Genomic DNA, 21,611 nt, shown 5'->3' with positions numbered 1-21,611 from the left:
GTCGCCGGCGCGCCCGGACGCATGCTCGCCTTCGGCGGCGGACCGCGGATCGAACGCGCGCGCTTCGAGCGCGAAGTGCGCGCCCTCGCCGCCCGCCTGCCGCAGGCCGCGTGCGCGGTGAACCTGTGCGAGAACCGCTATCGCTTCCTGGTCGCGCTGTGCGCGGTGGCGCTGCGCGGACAGACCAATCTGCTGCCGTCCTCGCGCGCCCCGGCGGTGATCGACGACGTGCTGGTGCGTTTCCCGGACAGTTACTGCATCGGCGATCTGCCGCTGGACCCGCCGCCGCCGCGCTATCTGCGCTTGGCCGACACGCTGGAACAAGCCGAGGGCGAGCCGCTGCAGGTCGATGCGCAGGCCTTGCTGGCGATCGGCTTCACCTCTGGCAGCACCGGCCAGCCCAAGCCCAATCACAAGACCTGGAACGCGTTCCGCACCAGCACCGCGCAGAATCTGGCCGCGCTGCACGACTTGCTGCGCGACGGCGAGATCACCCCGCTGGTCGCGACCGTGCCGCCGCAGCACATGTACGGCATGGAGATGTCGGTGCTGCTGCCGCTGCTGGGACCGGTCGCGGTGCACGCGCATCGGCCGTTCTTTCCCGGCGACGTCGCCCGCGCCCTGAGCGATGCGGATACGCCGCCGCTGTTGGTGACCACGCCGGTGCATCTGCGCGCGCTGGTCGAATCCGGCGTCGAACTGCCGGCGCTGGCCGGCATCGTCTCGGCCACCGCGCCGCTGCCGGTGGAACTGGCCCAGGCCGCCGAAGCGCGTTACCGCTGCGAAGTGCGCGAAGTATTCGGCTCCACCGAGACCTGCGTGTTCGCGCGCCGCCGCACCGCGCTGGAAACGGCGTGGACGCCGTTGCCCGGCGTGCGCGTGTGTCCGCAGCCCGACGGCACCGCGATCCACGCGCCGCATCTGCCCGAACCGGTGGTGCTGGCCGATCTGATGGAAGTCGAAGCCGACGGCCGCTTCGTGCTGCGCGGCCGCAGCGCCGATCTGCTGGAAATCGCCGGCAAGCGCGCCTCGCTCGGCGATCTCACCCGCAAGCTGCTCGCCATCGACGGCGTGCGCGACGGCGCGGTGTTCCAGCTCGATGCCGCCGACCATTTCGGCGTGCGCCGCATCGCCGCGCTCGCGGTCGCGCCGGGCCTGAGCGAAACGCAGATCCTGCACGCGCTGCGGCAGAGCATCGACCCGGTGTTCCTGCCGCGCCCGCTGCGCTGCGTGAGCGCGTTGCCGCGCAACGAAACCGGCAAGCTGCCGCGGCATGCGCTGGAAGCGATGCTGCATTCGCAGGAGTGAGGCGGTTGCGCGGGTGAACGGTTCATCCGCGTCGGGGTCTTCATCGCGCGACATCGGCGATCGTTTCCGCGCTCATTGCCGCGCCGCGCGCGGCCATTGCCGTGATGCAGAAGCGAAACGCGTTCGGACTTTTCATTCTTGCAACGATGTCGAAACCCGCCGCATCACAATCCGTTCACCTGCATGAAAAGCCGTGCGTTTCTTCACGGATCGTCGATGCGTACTTCGACGTTGCCATCACGTAGCACGCTCCAGACTGCCTGTGTCTCCCGTTCAGGGGACAGCGATCGACAGTGCGTTCAGGCACGCGATCGCTGTATGTATTCATCAGGAATCGTCAGGAGAACGCGCATGAACATTACCGGCTTAATCATCTGGCTTGTCGTAGGCGGCGTCATCGGCTGGATCGCCAGCATGATCATGAGGACCGATGGTCAGCAGGGCCTCTTCCTCAACATCATCGTCGGCATCGTCGGTTCGTTCCTCGGCGGCTGGCTCGGCGGCGTGGCCGGCATCGGCGGCGGCACCATCAACAGCGGCGCGTTCAATCTGTCCGGACTGCTGCTGTCGCTGGTCGGCGCGGTGGTGCTGCTGGCGATCGTGAATCTGTTCCGCCGCGGGCGGGTGCGTTGATCGCGGCTTAGATCGATACGCGACAAAGCGAAGGCCCGGCGCAAGCCGGGCCTTTGTCGTGAGAGGGATCAGGCTTTACCGGCGAAGTCTTTTGTAGGAGGGGCTTCAGCCCCGATGCCTTTCGATCAGCCGCTGCGACCGGAACGGAAAGCATCGGGGCTGAAGCCCCTCCTACAAAAGACCTCGCCGCTTTCGCAGAATCTTCCCGAAAAATCAGCCCGCCAGCTCCACCCACGCCGGCGCATGATCGCTCGGCCGATCCCAGGTGCGCGGTTCGCGGTCGATGCCGGCGGCCACGCAACGCGCGCGCAGCGATTCGGAGATCAGGGTCAGGTCGATGCGCAGGCCGAGGTTGCGGCGGAAGCCGGCCTGGCGGTAATCCCACCACGAAAACTGGCCGTCTTCCTGATGGTGCAGGCGGTAGGCATCGTGCAGGCCCAGCGCGAGCAGGCGCCGCAGCGCGTCGCGCTCGGCGGTGGAGGTGAGGATGTGGTTTTCGTTCCACACCGCCGGGTCGTGGGTGTCGCGCGCTTCCGGCGCGATGTTGAAATCGCCGAGCACGATCAGATCCGGGTGCTGCTGGATTTCCTGCGCGACCCAGGCATGCACCGCATCGAGCCAGCGCAGTTTGTAGGCGTACTTGTCCGTGCCCACGTCCTGGCCGTTGACCACGTAGAGATTGACGATGCGCACGCCGCCCACGGTCGCGGCGATCACGCGCTTTTGCTCGTCCTCGAATCCCGGGATGCCGATCTGCACGTCCTGCGCGCTCTCGCGCGAGAGGATCGCCACGCCGTTGTAGGTCTTCTGCCCGGCGAACACGCTGCGGTAGCCGGCGCCGATCAGCGCGGTGTCCGGGAAGCGGCTGTCTTCGAGCTTGGTTTCCTGCAGCGCGACCACGTCGGGCGCGAACCCGGCCAGCCACTGTTCCAGATGCGGCAGGCGCACGTTGAGGGAGTTGACGTTCCAGCTGACGATTTTCATGGGCGAAGTGTAGCCGCAGGGCGGCGCGATGTCGGCACGCAGGGGCGGCCCTTGCCTTCGATCGGCTCGATCGCCGCCTTGGGCAACCGCGCCGCCGCGTCGGTCAGGACCCAGGCACCATCGCTCTTCCGCGCCGGGCAGTTGGCGTCCACATAGGCGGACGGCGCGGCGGCTTATCCGCCGCCGCTCACTTCGACAGCCAGCGGATCATCGCGTCGATCCGGCCCCGGTACGGCGGCTTGATCATGTCGCTGCCGGCCTTGGAGCGCTGATAGAACACCGGCAGCAGCTTGCTGAAGGTGTCGAAACCGTTGCGGCCGTGGATGGCGCCGATGCCGCTGGGGCCGATGCCGCCGAAGGGCAGGTCGTGGGCGCCGAAATGCAGCAGGGTGTCGTTGACGGTGACGCCGCCGGACAGGGTCTGGGCCAGGATCTTTTCGATCTGCGCCGAATCGTGGCCGAACGGATACAGCGCCAGCGGACGGTCGAGCGCGTTGATGCGGGCGATGGCTTCGTCGAGCGTGCGGTAGCTCAGGATCGGCAGGATCGGCCCGAAGATTTCGTGCTGCATCACCAGCGCGTCCATGCCCGGATCGATCACCAGCGCCGGTGGGAAGATGCGCTCGGCTTCGCGCTGTTCGCGCGGGGCGCTGCCGGCGAAGGGTTCTTCGATGCGCAGGCCGCGCGTGCGCGCATCGTCGAGGTAGCTCGACAGCCGCGCGTACTGGCTGGCATTGATGATGCGGGTGTAATCGCGCGGTTCCACCAGATCGCCGTAGCGTTGTTGCAACTGCCGCAGCAGCGCGGCAACCAGTTCGTCGCGGCGCGCCGCATCGACCAGCACGTAGTCCACGCCGATGCAGGTCTGTCCGGCGTTGAACCACTTGCCGCTGGCGATGCGCGCGGCGGCCTGTTCGATCGGATAGTCGGCGCAGATCAGCGCCGGCGCCTTGCCGCCCAGCTCCAGCGTGACCGGGGTGAGGTTGGGCGCGGCCGCGGCCATGACCTTGCGCCCGACCGCGGTCGAGCCGGTGAACAGCAGATGGTCGAACGGCAGCGCGGAAAACGCCGCGCCGACCTCGGGCCCGCCGATCGCCACCGCGACGCGGTCGTCCGGGAATACTTCGGCCAGCAATTCGCGCAGGAACCGGGCGGTGCGCGGGGTGTGTTCGGACGGCTTGAGATAGACGTGATTGCCGGCGGCGATCGCCGACACCAGCGGCACCAGGGCCAGGTTCACCGGGTAATTCCACGGCGACAGGATGCCGACCACGCCGACCGGTTCGGGCCGGATCTCCGCGCGCGCAGGCCAGAAGCGCCAGCCCACCGACGCGCCGCGCGGGCGCATCCAGCGGCGCAGGCGGCCGAGCGCGTGGTCGATTTCGGCCTGGGTGATCATCGCCTCGGACAGCAGGTTCTCGTGGCTGGAGCGATGGCCGAAGTCGCCGCGGATCGCCGCGTCCATTTCGGCGCCGCGCTCGCGGAACGCGTCGCGCAGGCGGATCAGGTCGGCGCGGCGCTGGGCGTAGTCGGGCTTGCGCGCCTGCCAGGCGGCGCGCAGGCGCTCGCGGGTGGCGGCGAGGTCGGCGATCGGAGTGTCGGCGAGTATGTCCATACGCGGCAGTGTAGTCGTCCCGCCGGCAGGGAAGGGTGCCGGCGACGGGGCGCGAGAGGACAAGCGAGGGGGCGGCGGCGGCCGTTATGCGGCGCGGGCGCGTATCGATCGCCGGCCCGCGTGGCCGCTGGCCGCCGTGCATGGGGCCGGGCAGCGGGCGGCGGCCATTCGAACGTCGGGCCCGCCTTGCCGGCTGAGCCCAAACCGCGCCGTCGCGGCGGTTCGCCGCGCGCACCGCTTACAATGCCGGCATGAGCCTGCGCCCCTATCTCGACAGTTTTCCCACCCTCGGCGAACGCGTTTACGTCGATCCCGCCGCCACCATCATCGGTGCGGTCGCCCTGGCCGACGACGTCTCGATCTGGCCCGGCTGCGTGATCCGCGGCGACGTCAATTCGATCGCCATCGGCGCGCGCACCAACATCCAGGACGGCAGCATCGTCCACGTCACTCACGAAGGCCCGTTCACCCGCCCGGGCGGGCTGCCGACGGTGATCGCCAACGACGTGACCGTCGGCCACGGCGCCATCATCCACGCCTGCACCGTGGATGAGTTCGCCCTGATCGGCATGGGCGCGAAGATTCTCGACGGCGCCCGGATCATGCGCTTCGGCTTCGTCGGCGCCGGCGCGGTGATCGCGCCGGGCAAGGTGGTCGGCGAGGGCGAGCTGTGGGTCGGCAATCCGGCCCGGCTGGCGCGCCGCCTCAGCGAACGCGAGATCGAGCAACTGCAATACAGCGCGCAGCATTATGTCCGCCTCAAGGACCGCTACCTGGGCATGTTGTCGGGCTAGTCAGGCCCGGCGGCCGCGTTTACAGTCGCGGCAGGGGAAAGCAGGACTCAGGGAGTCATCGCGACATGGAAGAAACGCAGAATCCGTACGCCGCGCCGAGCGCGCCGCCGCCGTTGCCCGCCGAAGCCTTGGACCACAGCGCCAAGGCCGATCGCGGCGTCCGCCTGGTCGCGCGCCTGATCGACTGGGGCCTGCAGATGGCTTGCCTGGTGCCGTTGATCGTGATCGTGGCGATGAACCCGCAACCCAGCGGCGGCAACCCGGATTTCACTCCATTGCAGATCGCCGGCATGGTGATCTGCGGCCTGGCCGCGCTGGGTCTGGCGATCTATCAGCTGGTGCTGCTGTACCAGACCTCGCAGACGCTGGGCAAGCGCTGGATGGGCATCAGGATCGTGCGCAACGACGGCTCGCCGGCCAGCTTCGGCCGCATCCTCGGCCTGCGCATGGTGGTCACCGGGGTGATCGAACAAGTGCCCTGCCTCGGCGGCCTGTTCGCCCTGGCCAACGTACTGTGGATCTTCGGCGAAGAAAGCCGCTGCCTGCACGACCTGCTCGCCGACACCAAGGTCGTCAACGCCTGATGCTCGACACGTACCGCCAGGTGGTGACACCCGAAGGGGTGGCCCTGCATCTGCGCGCGGCCGGTCCGGTGCCGCGGGCCTTGGCGTACGCGATCGATCTGGCCGCGCGCGGCGCCATCCACACCGCGTTTTTCCAGGCCCTGGTGAGTTTGTTCGGCGGCGCCGGCTACGCGCTGCTGATGCTGATCAGCTTCGTGCTGAGCTGGTTCTACTCGGTCCTGTTCGAAGTGCTGATGCAGGGCCGCACGCCCGGCAAATGGGCGTTGGGTCTGCGCGTGGTCGCCGCCGACGGCGCGCCGGTCGGCTGGATGGCGTCGTTCACGCGCAATCTGTTGCGCGTGGTCGATGCCTTGCCGGTCGGCTACGCGGTCGGCTTGACCACGTGCCTGATCGATCCCTGGGGCCGCCGCCTCGGCGACATGGTCGCCGGCACCCTGGTGGTGCACGCGGCGCGTCAGCAGATCCTGCATGAGGCCGCGGTCGCGCCGGCGATCGCGCCGAACCAGATGCTGCTGCAGCACGAGCAAGCCGCCGTGGTCGCCTTCGCCGAACGCGGCCCGCGCCTGACCGCGGCGCGCCAGGCCGAGCTCGCCGATCTGGCCGAGCCGCTGGTGCACGCGCGCGGCGAAGCCGCGGTGACGCGGCTGTACGGCATCGCCAACTGGCTGCTGGGGCGACGATGAGGCAGGAGCGTTTCGTCGAGCGCCATCAGGCCGAGTGGCGCGAGTTCGAATTCTGGCTGGAGAAGCGTTCGCTCAGCGCGCGCGAGGCGCGCAAGCACCGGCGTTCGTGGACCGGCATCGGCGACGACGAAATGCCCGCGCGCCATCGGCGCCTGTGCCAGCAATTGGCGCTGGCGCGCCGGCGCGGCTACAGCGCGGTGGTCACCGACCGCCTGCAGTCGCTGATGCAACGCGGCCACAGCGTGCTGTACCGGACCAAGCCGGTGCACGGGCGGCGCGCGATCGAATTCCTGCTGGCCGGTTTCCCGCGCTTGGTGCGCGCCGAATGGCGCTGCATGCTGGCGGCGGCGCTGCTGTTCGTGATTCCGCTGGTGAGCATCTTCGTCGCCATCCAGATCAAGCCCGATCTGGCCTCGGGCCTGTTCGACGCGCAATCGCTGGCCAGTTACGAACAAATGTACGACCCGGCCTCCAAGCGCGACCTGGGCCGCACCGACGAAGACGATCTGCAGATGTTCGCGCACTACATCGGCAACAACGTCGGCATCGGTTTCCAGACCTTCGCCGCCGGCCTGCTGGCCGGCTTGGGCACGGTGTTCGTGCTGATCTTCAACGGCATCACCATCGGCGGCGTCGCCGGGCATCTGCAGGCGGTCGGCCACGGCGATCCGTTCTGGCGGTTCGTCGCCGGGCATTCGGCGCCGGAACTCACCGCGATCGTCATCGCCGGCGGCGCCGGGCTGCGCATGGGCCTGAGCCTGCTGGCGCCGGGGCAGCGCCGTCGCGTCGATTCGCTGATCCACGGCGGCCGCCGCGGCGCCAAGATCTGTATCGGCGTGTTCGCGATGCTGGTGTTCGCCGCCTTCGTGGAAGCGTTCTGGTCCTCGATCGCGAGCGTGCCGGCGTCGATCAAGTACACGGTCGGCGCGGCGCTGTGGGTGCTGGTGTTCGCCTGGCTGGCGCGCGGCGGCCGCAACGCGCTGCATCAGGACGACGAAGACGCGCAATGAAGCTCGAAGCGCTCACCGTCGCTCTGCGTCCGCGCACCTCGTGGGAGGCCTGCGAGCTCGGCATGGCCCTGGTCCGCCGCCATGCCGGCGCGATCTGGAAGCCGTGGCTGCTGGTGACCTTGCCGCTGCTGGTGCTGCTCAACGCCGCCGGCTGGGCGCTGGACCTGCTGTGGCTGTCGGGCCTGCTGATGTGGTGGCTCAAGCCGTGGTTCGACCGCATCCCGCTGTTCGTGATTTCGCGCGCGGTGTTCGGCGAAACCCCGAGCACGCGCCAGACCGTGCGCGCGCAGCTGCGCTGGGGCGCGCGCTGGTGGCTGCCGTACCTGACCTGGCGCCGGCTCGGCCCGGCGCGTTCGTTGTACCTGCCGGTGGATCTGCTCGAAGGCGGCGACAGCTCGGAAGCGCGCCAGCGCCGTTCCGCGCTGGGCGCGCCGGTGTACGGGGTGTGCGCGCTGCTGACCTTGGTGTGCGCCAACTTCGAAATGCTGATCGTGCTGGGCACGGTGTTCGCCGGTCTGGTCATCATTCCGTTCGACTATCTGCCCGACACGCTGAAGTCGCTGTGGGATTCCTTCCTCGAACAACCGCACTGGATGAACGCGTTGTTCAACGGCCTGATCTGGATCGCGGTCAGCGTGATCGAGCCGTTCTACGTCGGCGCCGGTTTCGGCCTGTACCTCAACCGCCGTACCGAGATCGAAGGCTGGGACATCGAAATCGTGTTCCGCCGCCTGCGCGCGCGCCTGGCCGCGGCCGCCGCGCCGACGCTGCTGGCGTTGTGCCTGATGTTCGGCTGGCTGCCCGATGCCGCGGCGCAGATCGCTGCAAGCGATGAACCCGCCGCCGCGGCGCAGGTCGCGGACGCGCCCAGCGAGGCGAGCGACGACGCCGACTCCGAGGAAGATCCGGAGGCATCGCACACCCGCACCGCGCCGATCCGCGAATTCGACAGCAGCAAGAAATCCAGGCGCCTGCCGTCCACGCTGGGCGAGTTGTACGGCGATGCGCGCGCCGACGACCGCGGCCTGCGCGACGCGGTGGCCAAGACGATGCTCGAACCGAGCGTCGCGCCCAAGCGCAAGCAGTCGGTGTGGAAGGCCAAGAACGAGGTCAACAAGGACGAGCCCAAGGCGCCCGACGGCGCCTTGTTCAAGGGCCTGGGCCAAGGGCTGGCGTCGGCCCTGCAGGTGGTGCTGTGGGGCATCCTGGCCGTGATCGTCGGCCTGTTGTTGTTCAGCGCCGGACGCTGGCTGGGCTGGTTCCGCGGCGGCGGCGAGGAAGACGCGCCGGCGCCCGGCGAAGTGCGCACCGCCGCGCTGGCCGAACCCGAGCCGCTGCCCGACAACCTTCCCACCGCGATCCGCCGCCTTTGGCGCAGCGGCCGCCATCGCGATGCGCTGGCGCTGATGTACCGCGCCGCGGTCGAATCGATGGCCGCGCGCGCGCAGATCGTGCTGGTGCCCGGCGCCACCGAAGCGCAGTGCCTGCGCGCCTCGCGCAAGCTCGGCGCGGCCGAGGACCGCGACGTGTTCGCGCGCGCGGTGCGCACCTGGCAGTACGCGGCCTATGCGCAGACCCTGCCCGGCAGCGAGGATTTCGACGATCTGGTCGGCCAGTTGGCGCAGCGCTTCGGGTGGACGGCATGAACCGCGGCAACGCGGTGTTCGTCGCCGTCGGCGCGGTCGTGGTGATCGCGCTGGCGCTGATCGTCGGGGTGATCTGGAAGCGCGGTTACGTCAAGGTCGAGGAAACCGTCGATAGCCCGCGCACCGGCGAGGCCGCCAGCAATCCGCTGTACGTGCTCAAGCTGGCCTTGCAGAAGGACGGGGTCAAGGTCGATGCGCGCCAGCGCCTGTTGCTGTCCACGCATGCGCTGAAGCCGCGCGACACGGTGCTGATCTATCGCGATCCACGCACGCTGTCCGCGTCCGACGCCGATGCCTTGCTGGCCTGGGTCGAGCGCGGCGGCCATCTGATCGTGCGCACGCCGCCGTGGCGCGAGAACATCGGCAGTTCGCCGGTGCCGGTGCTCGGCGCGCTCGGGGTGACCTTGCTCGACGCCGACGACTTGCCCGACGCCACCGAGGATTGGCGCGACGAATGCGTGGGCCTGTACGAGCGCAGCAACGCGCCGCAGGACGTGTTCTGCGACGCGCGCCGGTTTTACTTCTACAACAGCGACGTCGATCCGGACTTCGCTTGGGGCGACGAGGACCGCGCCTACGTCTACGCGCGCTTCCCTTACGGCGAGGGCAAGGTCGATGTGCTGTCGGACCTGGATTTCCTGTCCAATCGCGGCGGCACCGGCAATGCGTTTCTCGACGGCCTGGGCATGGGCGGGCGCGATCGCATCGCCAAGCCGGGCAGCGCGGCGCTGGCGCGGCAGATCCTGGCGCCTAACTACCGCGCCGGCACCGTGCACCTGATCTACGCCGCCGAAGTTCCGTCGCTGTGGAAGACCCTGATCGTCAACAGCTGGATGGCGTGGCTGCCGCTGTTGCTGTGGCTGCTGGGCTGGCTGTGGCAGCGCATGCAGCGGCTGGGCCCGTTGCGGCCGGCGCCGGCGATGGAGCGGCGTTCGCTGCTTGAACACATCGCCGCCAGCGGCGAGCACATCTACCGCTACGGCTACGGCCCGAGCCTGCACGCGGCGGTGCGCGCCGCGTTCCTGGCGCGATTGCGCCGGCGCGATCCGTATGCCGCGGCGATCCAGGGCGAGGCGCAGATCGATCTGCTCGCCCAGCGCTACAAGAACGAACCCAACCTCGACGTCGCCGCGATCCGCGACGCCCTGGCCACTCCGCTGGCGCGCGACCACGCCGCGTTCCGCGCCCGCATCGCCACTTTGATCCGCATGAGAAACCGCTTATGAGCCTCGACGCCGCTCCGCTCGTTCCGATCACCGGCGCCGCGCTGGCGCAACGCGCCGCCGATGTGCGCGAGCAAGTCAGCAAGGCCTTCATCGGCCAGGCCGACGTTCTCGACCAGATCCTCATCGCCTTGCTCGCCGGCGGCCACGCGCTGCTGGAAGGCGTGCCCGGCCTGGGCAAGACCCTGGTGGTGCGCGCGCTGTCCAAGGCCCTGGACTGCGGCTACGCGCGCGTGCAGTTCACGCCCGACCTGATGCCCAGCGATATCAGCGGGCACGCGGTGTACGACCCTAAAACGGAGAGCTTCAATATCCGCAGGGGCCCTGTTTTCACCAATTTGCTGTTGGCCGACGAAATCAATCGCGCCCCGGCCAAGACCCAGTCGGCCTTGCTCGAAGCGATGCAGGAACTGCAGGTCACCATCGAAGGCCACAGCTTCGAGCTGCCGCCGCCGTTCCTGACCCTGGCCACGCAGAACCCGGTCGAGCAGGAAGGCACTTACCCGCTGCCCGAAGCGCAGTTGGACCGGTTCCTGCTGAAGATCCTGATCGACTACCCCAGCCGCGCCGACGAGAAGCGCATGGTCACCGCGGTCAGCCTGGGCCGCAGCGCGTCGGATTTCGATCTCTCGCAGGTGCAGCGCGTGCTGGGACCGGAAGAGATCGTGGCGATGCAGCAGGGCACCGCGCTGGTGCGGGTGGACGAGGCGGTGATCGACTACGTCGTGCGCATCGTCGGCAAGACCCGCGACTGGGCCGGCATCGCGCTCGGTGCCGGCCCGCGCGGCAGCCTCGGGCTGGTGCGCGCGGCGCGCGCGCAGGCGGTGCTGTCGGGCCGCGATTTCGTCACTCCCGACGACGTGCGCGAAGTCGCCAAGCCGGTGCTGCGCCATCGCATCGCGCTGGCGCCGGAGTTGCAGATCGAAGGCCAGTCGCCCGACGACGTGCTGCACACCCTGCTCGCCACGGTGGAAGCGCCGCGTCAATGAAATCGGCCTTGCCGCCGCCGCTGCCGGTCGCCTCCAGCGAGGCCGATCTGTCGGTGCCGCGCGATCGCGCGCTGCCGCGGCGCGGTTGGGCGCGGCCGGCGCCGCGCTGGGCGTGGCTGGTGCTGCCGTGGTCGGCGCTGGGCCTGGCCGCGAGCGCGGGCTGGCTGCAGGCGCAGGCGTGGCAGGCGGCGACGATAGGGGTGCTGCTGATTGCGCTGATCGATCTGGCGCGGCTGTTGCGCGCGCCGACGCCGCAGGCCGCGCGCAAGATGCACGACACCTGGGCGATCGGTGTGGAGCGCCCGGTCACCCTGATCGTGGAGGCGAGTCAGCGCCGCCAGCGGGTGGACGCGTTCGATCTGCATCCCGGCGGCTGGGCGATGCGCGATCTGCCGCGCCGGCTCGATCTGCGCCGCGGGGAAGCTGCGATCTTCGATTACCAATTGCGCGCCAACATGCGCGGCGATTTCCAGTTCGACGGCGTGCAGTTGCGCATGCATTCGCCGTGGGGCCTGTGGTGGCAGTCGCGGGTGACCGGCGAAATCCAGCGCGTGCGCGTGTTCCCCAATTTCGCGCCGCTGGCCAAGTTCGCGATGTTCAGCGCCGAACAGGCCTCGCGGCTGGTCGGCGCGCACGTCAAGCGCCGCCGCGGCGAAGGCACCGATTTCCATCAGATGCGCGAATACCGCGTCGGCGACAGCCTGCGTCAGATCGACTGGAAGGCGACCGCGCGCGCGCGCCGGCTGATCTCGCGCGAGTACCAGGACGAACGCAACCAGCAACTGGTGCTGATGCTCGACACCGGCCGCCGGCTGATGGCGCGCGACGGCGCCTTGTCGCATTTCGATCACGTCCTCGACGCGGCGCTGGTGGTGGCGTATCTGGCGCTGCGCCAGGGCGACGGCGTCGGCCTGCTCGCCAACGGCGGCCAGAGCCGCTGGGTGCCGCCGCAGCGCGGCGTCGGCGCGATCGACAACCTGCTGCGCGCCAGCTACGCGCTGCAGCCGCAGCCGATCGCCACCGACTTCCTCGCCGCGGCCACCGAACTGTCGCTGCGCCAGCGCCGCCGCTCGCTGGTGATGCTGGTGACGAACCTGCGCGACGAAGACATGGACGATCTGCTCGCCGCCGTGCGCATGCTGCGCGGACGCCATCTGGTGTGCGTGGCGAGCCTGCGCGAAGGCTCGCTCGACCAGGCGCTGGATGAAGACGTCGACGACCTGTCCGGCGCGATCCGCGCCGGCGCCACCGCGCAGTACCTGGAGCACCGCGTGCGCGCGCACGAAGCCCTGCGCAATCACGGGGTCATGGTCCTGGACGTGAGCTGCAGCCAGCTGGCGGCGTCGTTGGTGGAGAAGTATCTCGCGATCAAGCGTGACGGGTTGCTCTGAGGCAATAAGCCCGCGGCGGTTCGTTTCGATACGCACAGACACGATGCGATTCGTCCTTCGCTCCCAACCCGGCCTTCACATCCCTACCTACCGCTTCCCCCCTTTGAAAAAGGGGGGCAGGGGGGATTTGCTTTTTGCCCGCATAGAACAGCAAAAGCAAATCCCCCACGTCCGCTGCGCGGCCGTTCGCCCCCTTTTTCAAAGGGGGCAACAGCAACGGCGCTGCGGTTCGCTTCGATACGCACAGACACGATGCGATTCGTCCTTCGTCCCCAACCCGCCTTCACATCCCTACCTACCGCTTCCCCCCTTTGAAAAAGGGGGGCAGGGGGGGATTTGCTTTTTGCCCGCATAGAACAGCAAAAGCAAATCCCCCACGACCGCTGCGCGGCCGTTCGCCCCCTTTTTCAAAGGGGGCAACAGCAACGGCGCAACGATGACAGCGGCCATCGCGTACCGCCGACGACCGCTCAGTTCGGCGCGGTCGCCCGCTCCAACTCCGCCAACGAAGCCATCGCCTCGCTGCGGTCGCGTCCGCACATCTCGACCGAAGGCCGCAACGACGCGCAGAACGCCGGCCGCTCCGGCTGGCCGAACAAGCGGCAACGCAATTCGTCGTCCAGTTGCACGCACGGAATTCCGGCCGGCTTGCCGTGCGGCATGCCGGGAATCGGCGAGGTGATCGAAGGCGCGATGCAACACGCGCCGCATTGGTCGCGGCAACGCATGGCCGGCTCAGCCGCCCTGCGCGGGCCGGCGAACGAGGATCGCCGCGAGCAGCAAGCCGACGCCGGTCAGCGAGAGCAGGGTGCTGGCGATGCTCAGCACGGCCACCCGGATCGAGAGCGAACTGATCGAGGCGTGTTCGTGCTGCGCCGACCACATGATCCAGGCTTGACTGCCCAGGCTCAGCAACGTGCTGAGCAGCAACAGGCCGAAACCCAGGGCGGCGTAGGTGCTGGCCCGGCCCAGCGAGGGCTTGCGCATCAGGCACAGCGACAGGCCGAGCACGTACAGCAGCATGCCGGGCAATCCCATCAGCAGGTTCGTCAGCATCGAGAGCAGGAACTCGTTCATCGCGACGCCTTTACCGCCGCGGCGCCACCGCGATCGCATCGCTTGCGGCGCGGGCATCGAAAAGCCGATGCGCGCGAAGAACGCGCGCCCGATCGCGACCGCATGCCGCTCAGTCCGCCGTGACCAGCGACAACGCGCCCTGGCGCAGCTGCGCGTACACCGGATCGGTGTCCGGGCGCTTGCGGTGCCAGCGCTCGAAACTTTCCGCGGCCTGTTCGACCAGCATGCCCAGGCCGTCGATGCGATCGTGCGCGCCGGCGACCTTGGCCCAGGCCAGGAACGCAATCGCCGCTTCGCCGTAGCTCAGGTCCACCGCCGCGGTGCGCGGCGTGGCCAGACTCATCGGCAGGGTCGGCATGGCGTCGTCGCGCGCGGCCGAGGTCGCGTTGACGATCAGGTCGAAGTTGCCGAGCGTGCTCACGTCGGACAAGTAACGCGGATGCACGCGGCCGGGCAGGCCAAGCGTGTCGGCGAGCGCGTCGGCGCGTTCGGGCGTGCGGTTGACGATGAACAGATCGCCGATGCCGGCATCCAGCAGCGCCGGCGCCACGCCGCGCGCCGCGCCGCCCGCGCCGATCAGCAAGGTGCGGCGCTCGCGCAGGTCCAGGCCGTGGCGTTCGGTGAGATCGCGGATCAGGCCGACGCCGTCGGTGTTGTCGCCTTCCCAACCGGTGGCGCTGCGGATCAGCGTGTTGACCGCGCCGGCGCGGTGGGCGCGATCGCTCAAATGCGAGCAGATGCTGGCGGCGCGGGTCTTCAACGGCAGGGTGATGTTGGCGCCCAGTCCGCCCTCGGCGGCGAATTCGGCCAGGGCCACGTCGAAGCGCTCCGGCGCGGCGTCCACGCCGACGTACTCCAGCGCGATCCCGAACTGGCGCGCGAACGCGGCATGGATGCGCGGCGACAGCGAGTGGGCGACCGGATGGCCGAAGACCGCGTAACGCAGGACCGGGCTGGACGAACTGGAATCCATCGACATGAGCGCGCCTCGTTCTAGACTGTGGACCCTTCCGTTGGGAGACGCACAATGCGGCACGCCAGGGTCTTAGGATCGAGTGTACTCCTCGCCTGTGGGCTCGCCAGCACGGTCCACGCGGGCCTGAGCGAATTCGGCATAGAAGGCATGGGCATTGTCTCGACCCCGCACAGCGAGGTGCGCGCGAGCGTGAGTCCCGACGGACGGCGCATCGTCTGGGGCAGCAGCGACCGCCCCGGCGGACCGGCCGGGCGCGACCTGTGGCAGGCCCACCGGGTCGATGGCCGCTGGCAGAACCCCGAGCCGTTGTCGATCAACACGCCGTCCAAGGACTACGACCCCATGTTCAGCGGCGACGGCCGCTGGTTGTATTTCTTCTCCGACCGCCCCGGCGGCCTGGGCAACGAAGACCTGTATCGCGCCGCGGTATTGGACGACGGCGGCTACGGCCCGGCCGAGAACCTCGGCCCCGGGGTCAACACCTCCGGCAGCGAATGGGCGCCGACGCCGAGCCGCGACGGCCAGCACCTGATGTTCGCCAGCGACGGACGCGGCGGCGCCGGCGGCCAGGATCTGTGGATCGCGCGCTGGGACGGCAAGGCCTTCGTCGATCCGCAACCGGTTCCGGGCATCAACACCGACGCGGACGAATTCGACGCGACCTGGCTCGGCGATGGGCGCGCGATCGTGTTCACCCGCTCGGACGACGTCAAGACCAAAGCGGTGCGTTTGTTCGTCGCCCAATGCGACGGCCGCCAATACGGCCACGCTGAACTCTTGCCGCTGTCGTTCAACAGCGAGGACGGTTTTACCTACGGCCCGGTGATCGACTGGAACAAGCCCGGCGAGCTGTTGCTCAACGGCACCGCCAAATCGCCGAAGGCCGGCAAGCAGGACATCTACCGGATGAAGGCGCCGGCAGCGACGGGCAAGGCCGGCTGCGGTGCGGCCGCCACGGCGCAGTAACGCGCAGCGGCCAGCCACTCGTCGGGCGCCAACGGTCGCGCGCGTTTGATGCAGTGCATGAGGATCGTGCGCGCGCGCCGCGCCGCGATTCCGCCGATCCGCGTCCATTCGCCGCCCATCGGATTCGCGCATGCGCGCGCGGCCTCGCCTGGCGCCGGGTGCCTATGCTGCGCCGGCCACACTCGGTGGCTGACCAAAAAGGACTTTCGATGCGCAACATGAAACGTCGTACAGGGGGCTTGTGGTTGTCGTTGCTGTTGACGGTCGCCGCGGCGCCGTCGCTGGCCGCTCCGATCGGCGGCACCAACCCGCAGCCTCCGCAACCCAGTTGGGGCACCTGGGACGCGACCGTGCGTTGGGTGCAACCGCATACCGTCCCCGGCCCGAACGGCCCGCTCCGTTACACCTACACCTATGCGCACATCTCCGCCGCCACGCAGAGCGATTGCGAAACGCAGCTGTATGGCTATGCCAGCCAGCCCGGCGTCACCGTGATCGACTTCTGCACCTTCCACTCGTTCTGACGTAGTTCACCGCGGGGCCGTGCGGCCGGCCTCGTGGTATGGGGATGATGACAGCAAGTTACAAAGATGCTGATGCGAGAACGATCTGACAACGTGTGCCGTCGTTAATGAGAGAGTTCACGCAACGCGTTTTTAAGTCGTATTTCAAGCAGGTTCCACGCTGCATTTGTTCTATCTTGTAGATGTTCGTCATGCCACAAGATGGATCCACTCTCGTTGCGCACGTAGGCCGATATTCCGCAAAAGATGAGTGCTTCCTTGAGTCGGTGATTTCTTGATACTGACCAGGATTTAGTGTTGAAGTGGACTAGATCGTTCCTGGTTTGATCGAAGCTCTCGATGGCAGCTTTGTGGTCGCCTTCTGACGGAAGTGCTTTCGCGCCGGCTCTCAAATTGCGGACTGACAAAAGTTTCGTGTACAGATTTACGAAGTTGTCCATATAGGGGGGCGGATAGGGTGTGCCACTATCCAGTGCACTGATCATCTTTTGCGCGGTGCTGGATTTTTGAACGAGGAGTTCATTTCCGTTGTCAAGCGCCATGCAAAACAAACCCTGCATGCCGCTATGCAGGGCTATGACATACCACTTCCAATATCGATCATCCGATTTGCTGGCTTCAAAGAACTCAGCCGCTAGTTCGATCGATGATGTTGCATCAGTTTCGGTATCAAATCTCATGAACGGACTGGATGGCATGACGGTTGATGGTCAGTTCGCCTCGCGCATCCACCGCGCCGCATCCAATGCGAAATACGTCAACACGCCGTCGGCGCCCGCGCGCTTGATCGAGGTCAGCGCTTCCATCACGCAGCCGCGTTCGTCGAGCCAGCCGTTCTGGATGGCCGCGCGCAGCATCGCGTACTCGCCGCTGACCTGGTAGACGAAGGTCGGCGCGCCGAATTCGTCCTTGGCCCGGCGCACGATGTCCAGGTACGGCATGCCCGGCTTGACCATGATCATGTCCGCGCCTTCTTCCAGATCCAGCGCGATCTCGCGCAGGGCCTCGTCGCTGTTGGCCGGGTCCATCTGGTAGGTGTACTTGTTGCCCTTGCCGAGCGCGCCGGCCGAGCCGACCGCATCGCGGAACGGGCCGTAGAAACTGGACGCGTACTTGGCGCTGTAGGCGAGGATGCGGGTGTGGATGTGGCCGTCGAGTTCCAGCGCGTTGCGGATCTGGCCGATGCGGCCGTCCATCATGTCGCTGGGCGCGACGATATCGGCGCCGGCGACGGCGTGCGACAGCGCCTGCTTGACCAGCGCCTCGACGGTTTCGTCGTTCATGACGTAGCCGCTGTCGTCGATCAATCCGTCCTGGCCGTGGGTGGTGTACGGGTCCAGGGCGACGTCGGTGATCACGCCCAACTGTGGGAAGCGCTGTTTAAGCGCGCGCACGGCGCGCTGGCACAGGCCGTCGTCCTGCCACGCGGCTTCGGCGGTCAGCGACTTGGCGTCCGGCGCGGTCACCGGGAACAGCGCCAGCGCCGGCACGCGCAGCTCGCTGGCCTGTTCGGCCACGCGCAGCAGTTCGTCGATCGACAGGCGGTCGATCCCGGGCATTGAACCGACCGGCGCGCGGCCGTCGAGTTCGTGCACGAAGACCGGATAGATCAGGTCGTCGGCGGTGAGGACGGTCTCGCGCATGAGTCGGCGCGAGAAATCGTCGCGGCGCATCCGCCGCGGGCGCGAGTAGGGGTAAGTCATGGCGGCTAGTTTACCCCTGCGCGGCGGGGCGGCCTGCGACCGGCGGTCGCGTCCGGGCGGTGACGCTGTGTTCTGCCCGATCCGGCAAGCTTGCTTGTCTCCCTCTCCCTCTCCCGCTCGCGGGAGAGGGCTGGGGTGAGGGGAAGCGCCGTAGGCGCGAATGCTGTTGCTTGGATTTCTGCGACTGCCCGCGCCCCTCACCCCAACCCCTCTCCCGCGAGCGGGAGAGGGGCTCTTATGCGGCGTCGGAGGGAATCAAAGCCACCGGCCGAGCTTCGATCCGATATCCCTAATCCGAATACACCCGATACCGCAGCGGCCGCACATGCACGGTGCTGCCCGAAGCCGGCGTCACCGCGTCCGGCGTCGCCACCAAGTCCAGCTCCAGCGGCCGCTGCTGGCCGTTGATGCTCAGTTCCAGGGTGATCCGCTCGGCCAGGCGGTGCGAGGACAGCACCCGCGCCGGCAGGCCCTCGCCGTCGCCGACCAGGGCCATGTCGTGCGGCCGCACGTACAGGCGCGCGCGGCTGCGACTATGGCTGTCCACCGGCAGGCGCAGGGCGTGGCCGTTGACCGACAGCTCGCCGCCCTCGGTCTGGCCTTCGATGACGTTGGCGCGGCCGATGAAATCGAACACGTAGGCCGAGGCCGGCGCGCTGTAGATCTCGTCGGGCGTGCCGATCTGCTCGATCCGGCCGTCCTTGAGCACGACCACGCGGTCGGCCAGCTCCAGCGCTTCTTCTTGATCGTGGGTGACGAACAAGGTGGTCTGGCCGGTGTGATCGTGCAGCCGGCGCAGCCAGCGGCGCAGTTCGACGCGGACCTTGGCGTCGAGCGCGCCGAAGGGTTCGTCCAGCAGCAGCACGGTCGGGTCGATCGCCAGCGCGCGCGCCAGCGCCACGCGCTGCTTCTGCCCGCCGGAGAGTTGTTCCGGATAACGCCCGCCCAGCTCGGGCAACTGGATCAGCCCCAGCAATTCCTGCACGCGTTTGGCGATGGTCGCCTTGTCCGGCCGCCGCGAGCGCGGCCGGCTGCGCAGACCGAAGGCGATGTTCTCCGCCACCGTCATGTGCTTGAACAGCGCGTAGTGCTGGAACACGAAACCGACGTTGCGCTCGCGCAGGCTCAGCCGGGTCGCGTCCTGATCGCCGAACAGCAGCTGGCCCGAATCGGGTTGCAGCAGGCCGCCGATGACCCGCAACAGCGTGGTTTTGCCCGAACCCGAAGGCCCGAGCAACGCGACCAGCTCGCCGGAGGCGACATTCAGGCTCACCGCATCCAGGGCGGCGACGGTCGCATAACGCTTGGCGATGGCTTTGAGGTGCAGATCCATTCGTGGCGATACCTAGTGAAACGATGCTCGGTGAATCAATGCCTGCGGTGCGAACGCGCAAGCGCGTCGCCATGTCGCGCTTCCAGCCAGATCTTGATCACCAGGGTGATCAAGGCCAGACCGGCCAGCAGCGAAGCCACCGCGAATGCCGGAGTCGGGTCGCCGGGGTGGTTGAACAACACTTCCACATGCAGCGACAGCGTATTGGTCTTGCCGACGACGTTGCCCGACACCACCGTGACCGCGCCGAACTCGCCCATCGCCCGCGCGCTGCACAACAGCACGCCGTAGAGCAGGCCCCATTTGATGTTGGGCAGGGTCACGCGGAAGAACATGCTCCAGGCGTTGGCGCCGAGCGAGCGCGCGGCCAGTTCCTCGTCGCTGCCTTGCTGTTCCATCAACGGAATCAGCTCGCGCACCACGAACGGGAAGGTCACGAACATCGTCGCCAGCACGATCCCGGGCGTGGCGAACATGATCTTGAGGTCGTAGGCGTTGAGGACATCGGCGAAGAAGCCGTGCGACGGGCTGAACAACAGGATCAGGCACAGGCCGGCGACCACCGGCGACACCGCGAACGGCAGATCGATCAGCGCCAGCAGCATGCGCTTGCCGCGGAATTCGAAGCGGGTCAGCGCCCAGGCCGCGAACACGCCGCAGATCGCGTTGACCGGCACCACGATCGCGGCGGTGAGCAAGGTGAGTTTCAGCGCCGCCACCGTGTTGGGTTCGGTGACCGCGTTCAACCAGGCCTTCAGGCCGTTGCCGAAGGCGGTGCCGAGCAGCATCAGCAGCGGCAGCACCACGATCAGCAGCATGATCGCGCCGGCCGCGCCGATCAGCAGCCAACGCACCCAGGCCGGCTCCTGCAGGGGATCGCGTTGCGGCGGCAGGCGCGGCTCAGCCATCGCGGCGATTGCCGTGCGAGAAAAACGCGGACGCGGCATTGATCGCGACCAGGCAGGCGAACGACATCAGCAGCAGCAAGGTCGCCAGCACGATCGCGGCGTTGATGCCTTCGTCCTCGAACAGGCGGATGGTGATCAGCAGCGGCGCGATCTGGGTTTTCATCGGCAGGTTGCCGGCGATGAAGATCACCGAGCCGTACTCGCCCAGGCCGCGCGCGAACGCCAGCGAGAAACCGGTCAGCAGCGCCGGCAGCAATTCGGGCAGGACCACGCGGCGCAGCGCGGTCAGGCGCGAGGCGCCGAGCGAGATCGCGGCTTCTTCCTGTTCGCGGCCCAGCGCTTCCAGCACCGGCTGCACCGTGCGCACCGCGAACGGCAGGCCGATGAAGATCAGCGCGATGACGATGCCGGTGAGATTGTTGACCAGCTTGATGCCGAAGGGCTGCAGCAGTTGGCCGATCCAGCCGGTCTCGTCGTAGATCGCCGCCAGGGTGATGCCGGCGACCGCGGTGGGCAGCGCGAACGGCAGATCGACCAGGGCGTCCATCAGGCGCCGGCCGGGGAAGCGGTAGCGAACCAGCACCCAGGCGATCAGCGCGCCGAACACCAGCGCGGTCACCGCGGCGATGAAGGCGCTCAGGAAGCTGACCCGCAGGGCGGACAGCACCAGCGGATCGGAGACCGTGCGCACCCAGCCGGCCATGCCGAGGCCGCCGGAGCGCAGGATCAGCGCGGCCAGCGGCAGCAGGACGATCAGGCCGAGCCAGGTCATGCCGATGCCCAGGCCGAGGCCGAGACCGGGTAACGGCCGGCGCCAGCGGGTGGCGGAGGTCGGCAGGGGAAGGGCGTGCTCGCTCATGTGGCGTGGGCGGCAGAGGTTTTGTGGGGGCGAAGGAGGTGACGCTATCGCAGATGCGCGGGCCTTTGGAAATGTGCGTTGGTTGTTTCGAGGTGCGAGATGGCGATATGGGTGGGGATTGTGGCGTTGGGTGGTTTCGGGGAGGTGAATGGGCGGTTGGGGGGCGGGGGTGTCATTTCGGCGGGTTCGGGGCGAGATGCCGAGTCGCTGCTGAGGTTGTTGCTGTGCCCCGCCGTTGCTTTGATCCTTGCCTTGCCTTGCCTTGCCTTGCCTTGCCTTGCCTTGCCTTGCCCTGTGCCCTGTGCCCTGGTCTTGGCTGTGGCTGTGGCTGTGGCTGTGGCTGTGGCTGTGACTGTGGCTCTTGTCTTGCTCTGGCTTGGCGCAGCTAGTAACTCGCGAGACCAG

22 protein-coding genes are annotated in these 21,611 nt (G+C 68.1%); 12 read left to right on the top strand and 10 right to left on the bottom strand.

Annotation, left to right across the window (positions count from 1 at the left end; all coding sequences use genetic code 11):
* Positions 1-21: 21 nt before the first annotated feature.
* Both J7J50_RS04270 and J7J50_RS04265 read left to right on the top strand, forming a co-directional pair.
* The gene (locus J7J50_RS04270; RefSeq protein WP_251044298.1) at positions 22-1,308 is read left to right on the top strand and encodes an AMP-binding protein; all 1,287 of its coding nucleotides are present in this window, start codon (positions 22-24) and stop codon (positions 1,306-1,308) included.
* A gap of 351 nt (positions 1,309-1,659) precedes the next feature.
* Complete coding sequence (locus J7J50_RS04265; protein WP_215058432.1) at positions 1,660-1,941, top strand: GlsB/YeaQ/YmgE family stress response membrane protein; 282 nt, start codon at positions 1,660-1,662, stop codon at positions 1,939-1,941.
* A gap of 213 nt (positions 1,942-2,154) precedes the next feature.
* Here the strand turns inward: J7J50_RS04265 and xth are convergent, their stop codons facing one another.
* Both xth and J7J50_RS04255 read right to left on the bottom strand, forming a co-directional pair.
* The gene (gene xth / locus J7J50_RS04260) at positions 2,155-2,925 is read right to left on the bottom strand and encodes an exodeoxyribonuclease III (protein WP_215058431.1); all 771 of its coding nucleotides are present in this window, start codon (positions 2,923-2,925) and stop codon (positions 2,155-2,157) included.
* A gap of 187 nt (positions 2,926-3,112) precedes the next feature.
* Positions 3,113-4,540 (bottom strand): coniferyl aldehyde dehydrogenase, encoded by a 1,428-nt coding sequence (locus J7J50_RS04255; RefSeq protein WP_215058430.1) that lies wholly within the window; start codon positions 4,538-4,540, stop codon positions 3,113-3,115.
* Between the two features lie 251 nt (positions 4,541-4,791).
* Here J7J50_RS04255 and J7J50_RS04250 point away from each other — a divergent pair, with 251 nt between their 5' ends.
* The 8 genes from J7J50_RS04250 (at position 4,792) to J7J50_RS04215 (ending at position 12,860) form a co-directional block, all read left to right on the top strand.
* The gene (locus J7J50_RS04250; protein ID WP_215058429.1) at positions 4,792-5,334 is read left to right on the top strand and encodes a gamma carbonic anhydrase family protein; all 543 of its coding nucleotides are present in this window, start codon (positions 4,792-4,794) and stop codon (positions 5,332-5,334) included.
* A gap of 65 nt (positions 5,335-5,399) precedes the next feature.
* Positions 5,400-5,918: an RDD family protein gene (locus J7J50_RS04245; protein ID WP_215058428.1), complete on the top strand. Its 519-nt coding sequence runs from the start codon at positions 5,400-5,402 to the stop codon at positions 5,916-5,918.
* Positions 5,918-6,601 (top strand): RDD family protein, encoded by a 684-nt coding sequence (locus J7J50_RS04240; protein ID WP_215058427.1) that lies wholly within the window; start codon positions 5,918-5,920, stop codon positions 6,599-6,601. Before J7J50_RS04245 ends, J7J50_RS04240 begins: the two co-directional genes overlap by 1 nt.
* Positions 6,598-7,611: a stage II sporulation protein M gene (locus J7J50_RS04235; RefSeq protein WP_215058426.1), complete on the top strand. Its 1,014-nt coding sequence runs from the start codon at positions 6,598-6,600 to the stop codon at positions 7,609-7,611. Before J7J50_RS04240 ends, J7J50_RS04235 begins: the two co-directional genes overlap by 4 nt.
* A complete protein-coding gene (locus J7J50_RS04230; protein WP_215058425.1) occupies positions 7,608-9,257 on the top strand; it encodes a DUF4129 domain-containing protein in 1,650 nt (549 codons plus the stop codon). Before J7J50_RS04235 ends, J7J50_RS04230 begins: the two co-directional genes overlap by 4 nt.
* A complete protein-coding gene (locus J7J50_RS04225) occupies positions 9,254-10,483 on the top strand; it encodes a DUF4350 domain-containing protein (protein ID WP_215058424.1) in 1,230 nt (409 codons plus the stop codon). Before J7J50_RS04230 ends, J7J50_RS04225 begins: the two co-directional genes overlap by 4 nt.
* A complete protein-coding gene (locus J7J50_RS04220; RefSeq protein ID WP_215058423.1) occupies positions 10,480-11,469 on the top strand; it encodes a MoxR family ATPase in 990 nt (329 codons plus the stop codon). The genes J7J50_RS04225 and J7J50_RS04220 overlap by 4 nt, the downstream gene beginning before the upstream one ends.
* Positions 11,466-12,860 carry a DUF58 domain-containing protein gene (locus J7J50_RS04215; RefSeq protein ID WP_215058422.1) on the top strand — a complete coding sequence of 465 codons (1,395 nt, stop codon included), beginning with the start codon at positions 11,466-11,468 and terminating at the stop codon, positions 12,858-12,860. The genes J7J50_RS04220 and J7J50_RS04215 overlap by 4 nt, the downstream gene beginning before the upstream one ends.
* A gap of 470 nt (positions 12,861-13,330) precedes the next feature.
* Here the strand turns inward: J7J50_RS04215 and J7J50_RS04210 are convergent, their stop codons facing one another.
* The 3 genes from J7J50_RS04210 to aroE all read right to left on the bottom strand — a co-directional run bounded on the left by J7J50_RS04210 (position 13,331) and on the right by aroE (position 14,910).
* Positions 13,331-13,588: a YkgJ family cysteine cluster protein gene (locus J7J50_RS04210; protein ID WP_215058421.1), complete on the bottom strand. Its 258-nt coding sequence runs from the start codon at positions 13,586-13,588 to the stop codon at positions 13,331-13,333.
* A gap of 7 nt (positions 13,589-13,595) precedes the next feature.
* Positions 13,596-13,937 carry a hypothetical protein gene (locus J7J50_RS04205; RefSeq protein ID WP_215058420.1) on the bottom strand — a complete coding sequence of 114 codons (342 nt, stop codon included), beginning with the start codon at positions 13,935-13,937 and terminating at the stop codon, positions 13,596-13,598.
* A 109-nt stretch (positions 13,938-14,046) separates the two neighbouring features.
* On the bottom strand, positions 14,047-14,910 hold the full coding sequence (gene aroE / locus J7J50_RS04200; RefSeq protein WP_215058464.1) for a shikimate dehydrogenase: 864 nt from the start codon (positions 14,908-14,910) through the stop codon (positions 14,047-14,049).
* Positions 14,911-15,060: 150 nt separating this feature from the next.
* On the opposite strand from aroE, the gene J7J50_RS04195 reads away from it, so the two are divergent.
* Both J7J50_RS04195 and J7J50_RS04190 read left to right on the top strand, forming a co-directional pair.
* Positions 15,061-15,879, top strand: a complete 819-nt coding sequence (locus J7J50_RS04195; RefSeq protein WP_251044257.1) for a TolB-like protein — start codon at positions 15,061-15,063, stop codon at positions 15,877-15,879.
* A gap of 218 nt (positions 15,880-16,097) precedes the next feature.
* Complete coding sequence (locus J7J50_RS04190) at positions 16,098-16,403, top strand: hypothetical protein (protein ID WP_215058418.1); 306 nt, start codon at positions 16,098-16,100, stop codon at positions 16,401-16,403.
* Positions 16,404-16,507: 104 nt separating this feature from the next.
* Here J7J50_RS04190 and J7J50_RS04185 read toward each other — a convergent pair whose 3' ends face one another.
* The 5 genes from J7J50_RS04185 to cysT form a co-directional block, all read right to left on the bottom strand.
* Positions 16,508-17,083, bottom strand: coding sequence for a hypothetical protein (locus tag J7J50_RS04185; RefSeq protein ID WP_215058417.1), 576 nt, complete (start codon positions 17,081-17,083; stop codon positions 16,508-16,510).
* A gap of 30 nt (positions 17,084-17,113) precedes the next feature.
* Positions 17,114-18,106, bottom strand: a complete 993-nt coding sequence (gene hemB / locus J7J50_RS04180) for a porphobilinogen synthase (RefSeq protein WP_215058416.1) — start codon at positions 18,104-18,106, stop codon at positions 17,114-17,116.
* A gap of 289 nt (positions 18,107-18,395) precedes the next feature.
* Positions 18,396-19,439 carry a sulfate/molybdate ABC transporter ATP-binding protein gene (locus tag J7J50_RS04175; RefSeq protein WP_215058415.1) on the bottom strand — a complete coding sequence of 348 codons (1,044 nt, stop codon included), beginning with the start codon at positions 19,437-19,439 and terminating at the stop codon, positions 18,396-18,398.
* 35 nt (positions 19,440-19,474) lie between these two features.
* The gene (gene cysW, locus J7J50_RS04170; protein ID WP_215058414.1) at positions 19,475-20,347 is read right to left on the bottom strand and encodes a sulfate ABC transporter permease subunit CysW; all 873 of its coding nucleotides are present in this window, start codon (positions 20,345-20,347) and stop codon (positions 19,475-19,477) included.
* A complete protein-coding gene (cysT, locus tag J7J50_RS04165) occupies positions 20,340-21,206 on the bottom strand; it encodes a sulfate ABC transporter permease subunit CysT (protein ID WP_215058413.1) in 867 nt (288 codons plus the stop codon). The genes cysW and cysT overlap by 8 nt, the downstream gene beginning before the upstream one ends.
* Positions 21,207-21,611: the final 405 nt, after the last annotated feature.

The organism is Lysobacter sp. ISL-50, from assembly GCF_018612875.1.
GTDB lineage: Bacteria > Pseudomonadota > Gammaproteobacteria > Xanthomonadales > Xanthomonadaceae > Lysobacter.
Note: the sequence above shows the minus strand (reverse complement) of the source record. Positions and strands in the feature narration are given on the sequence as shown.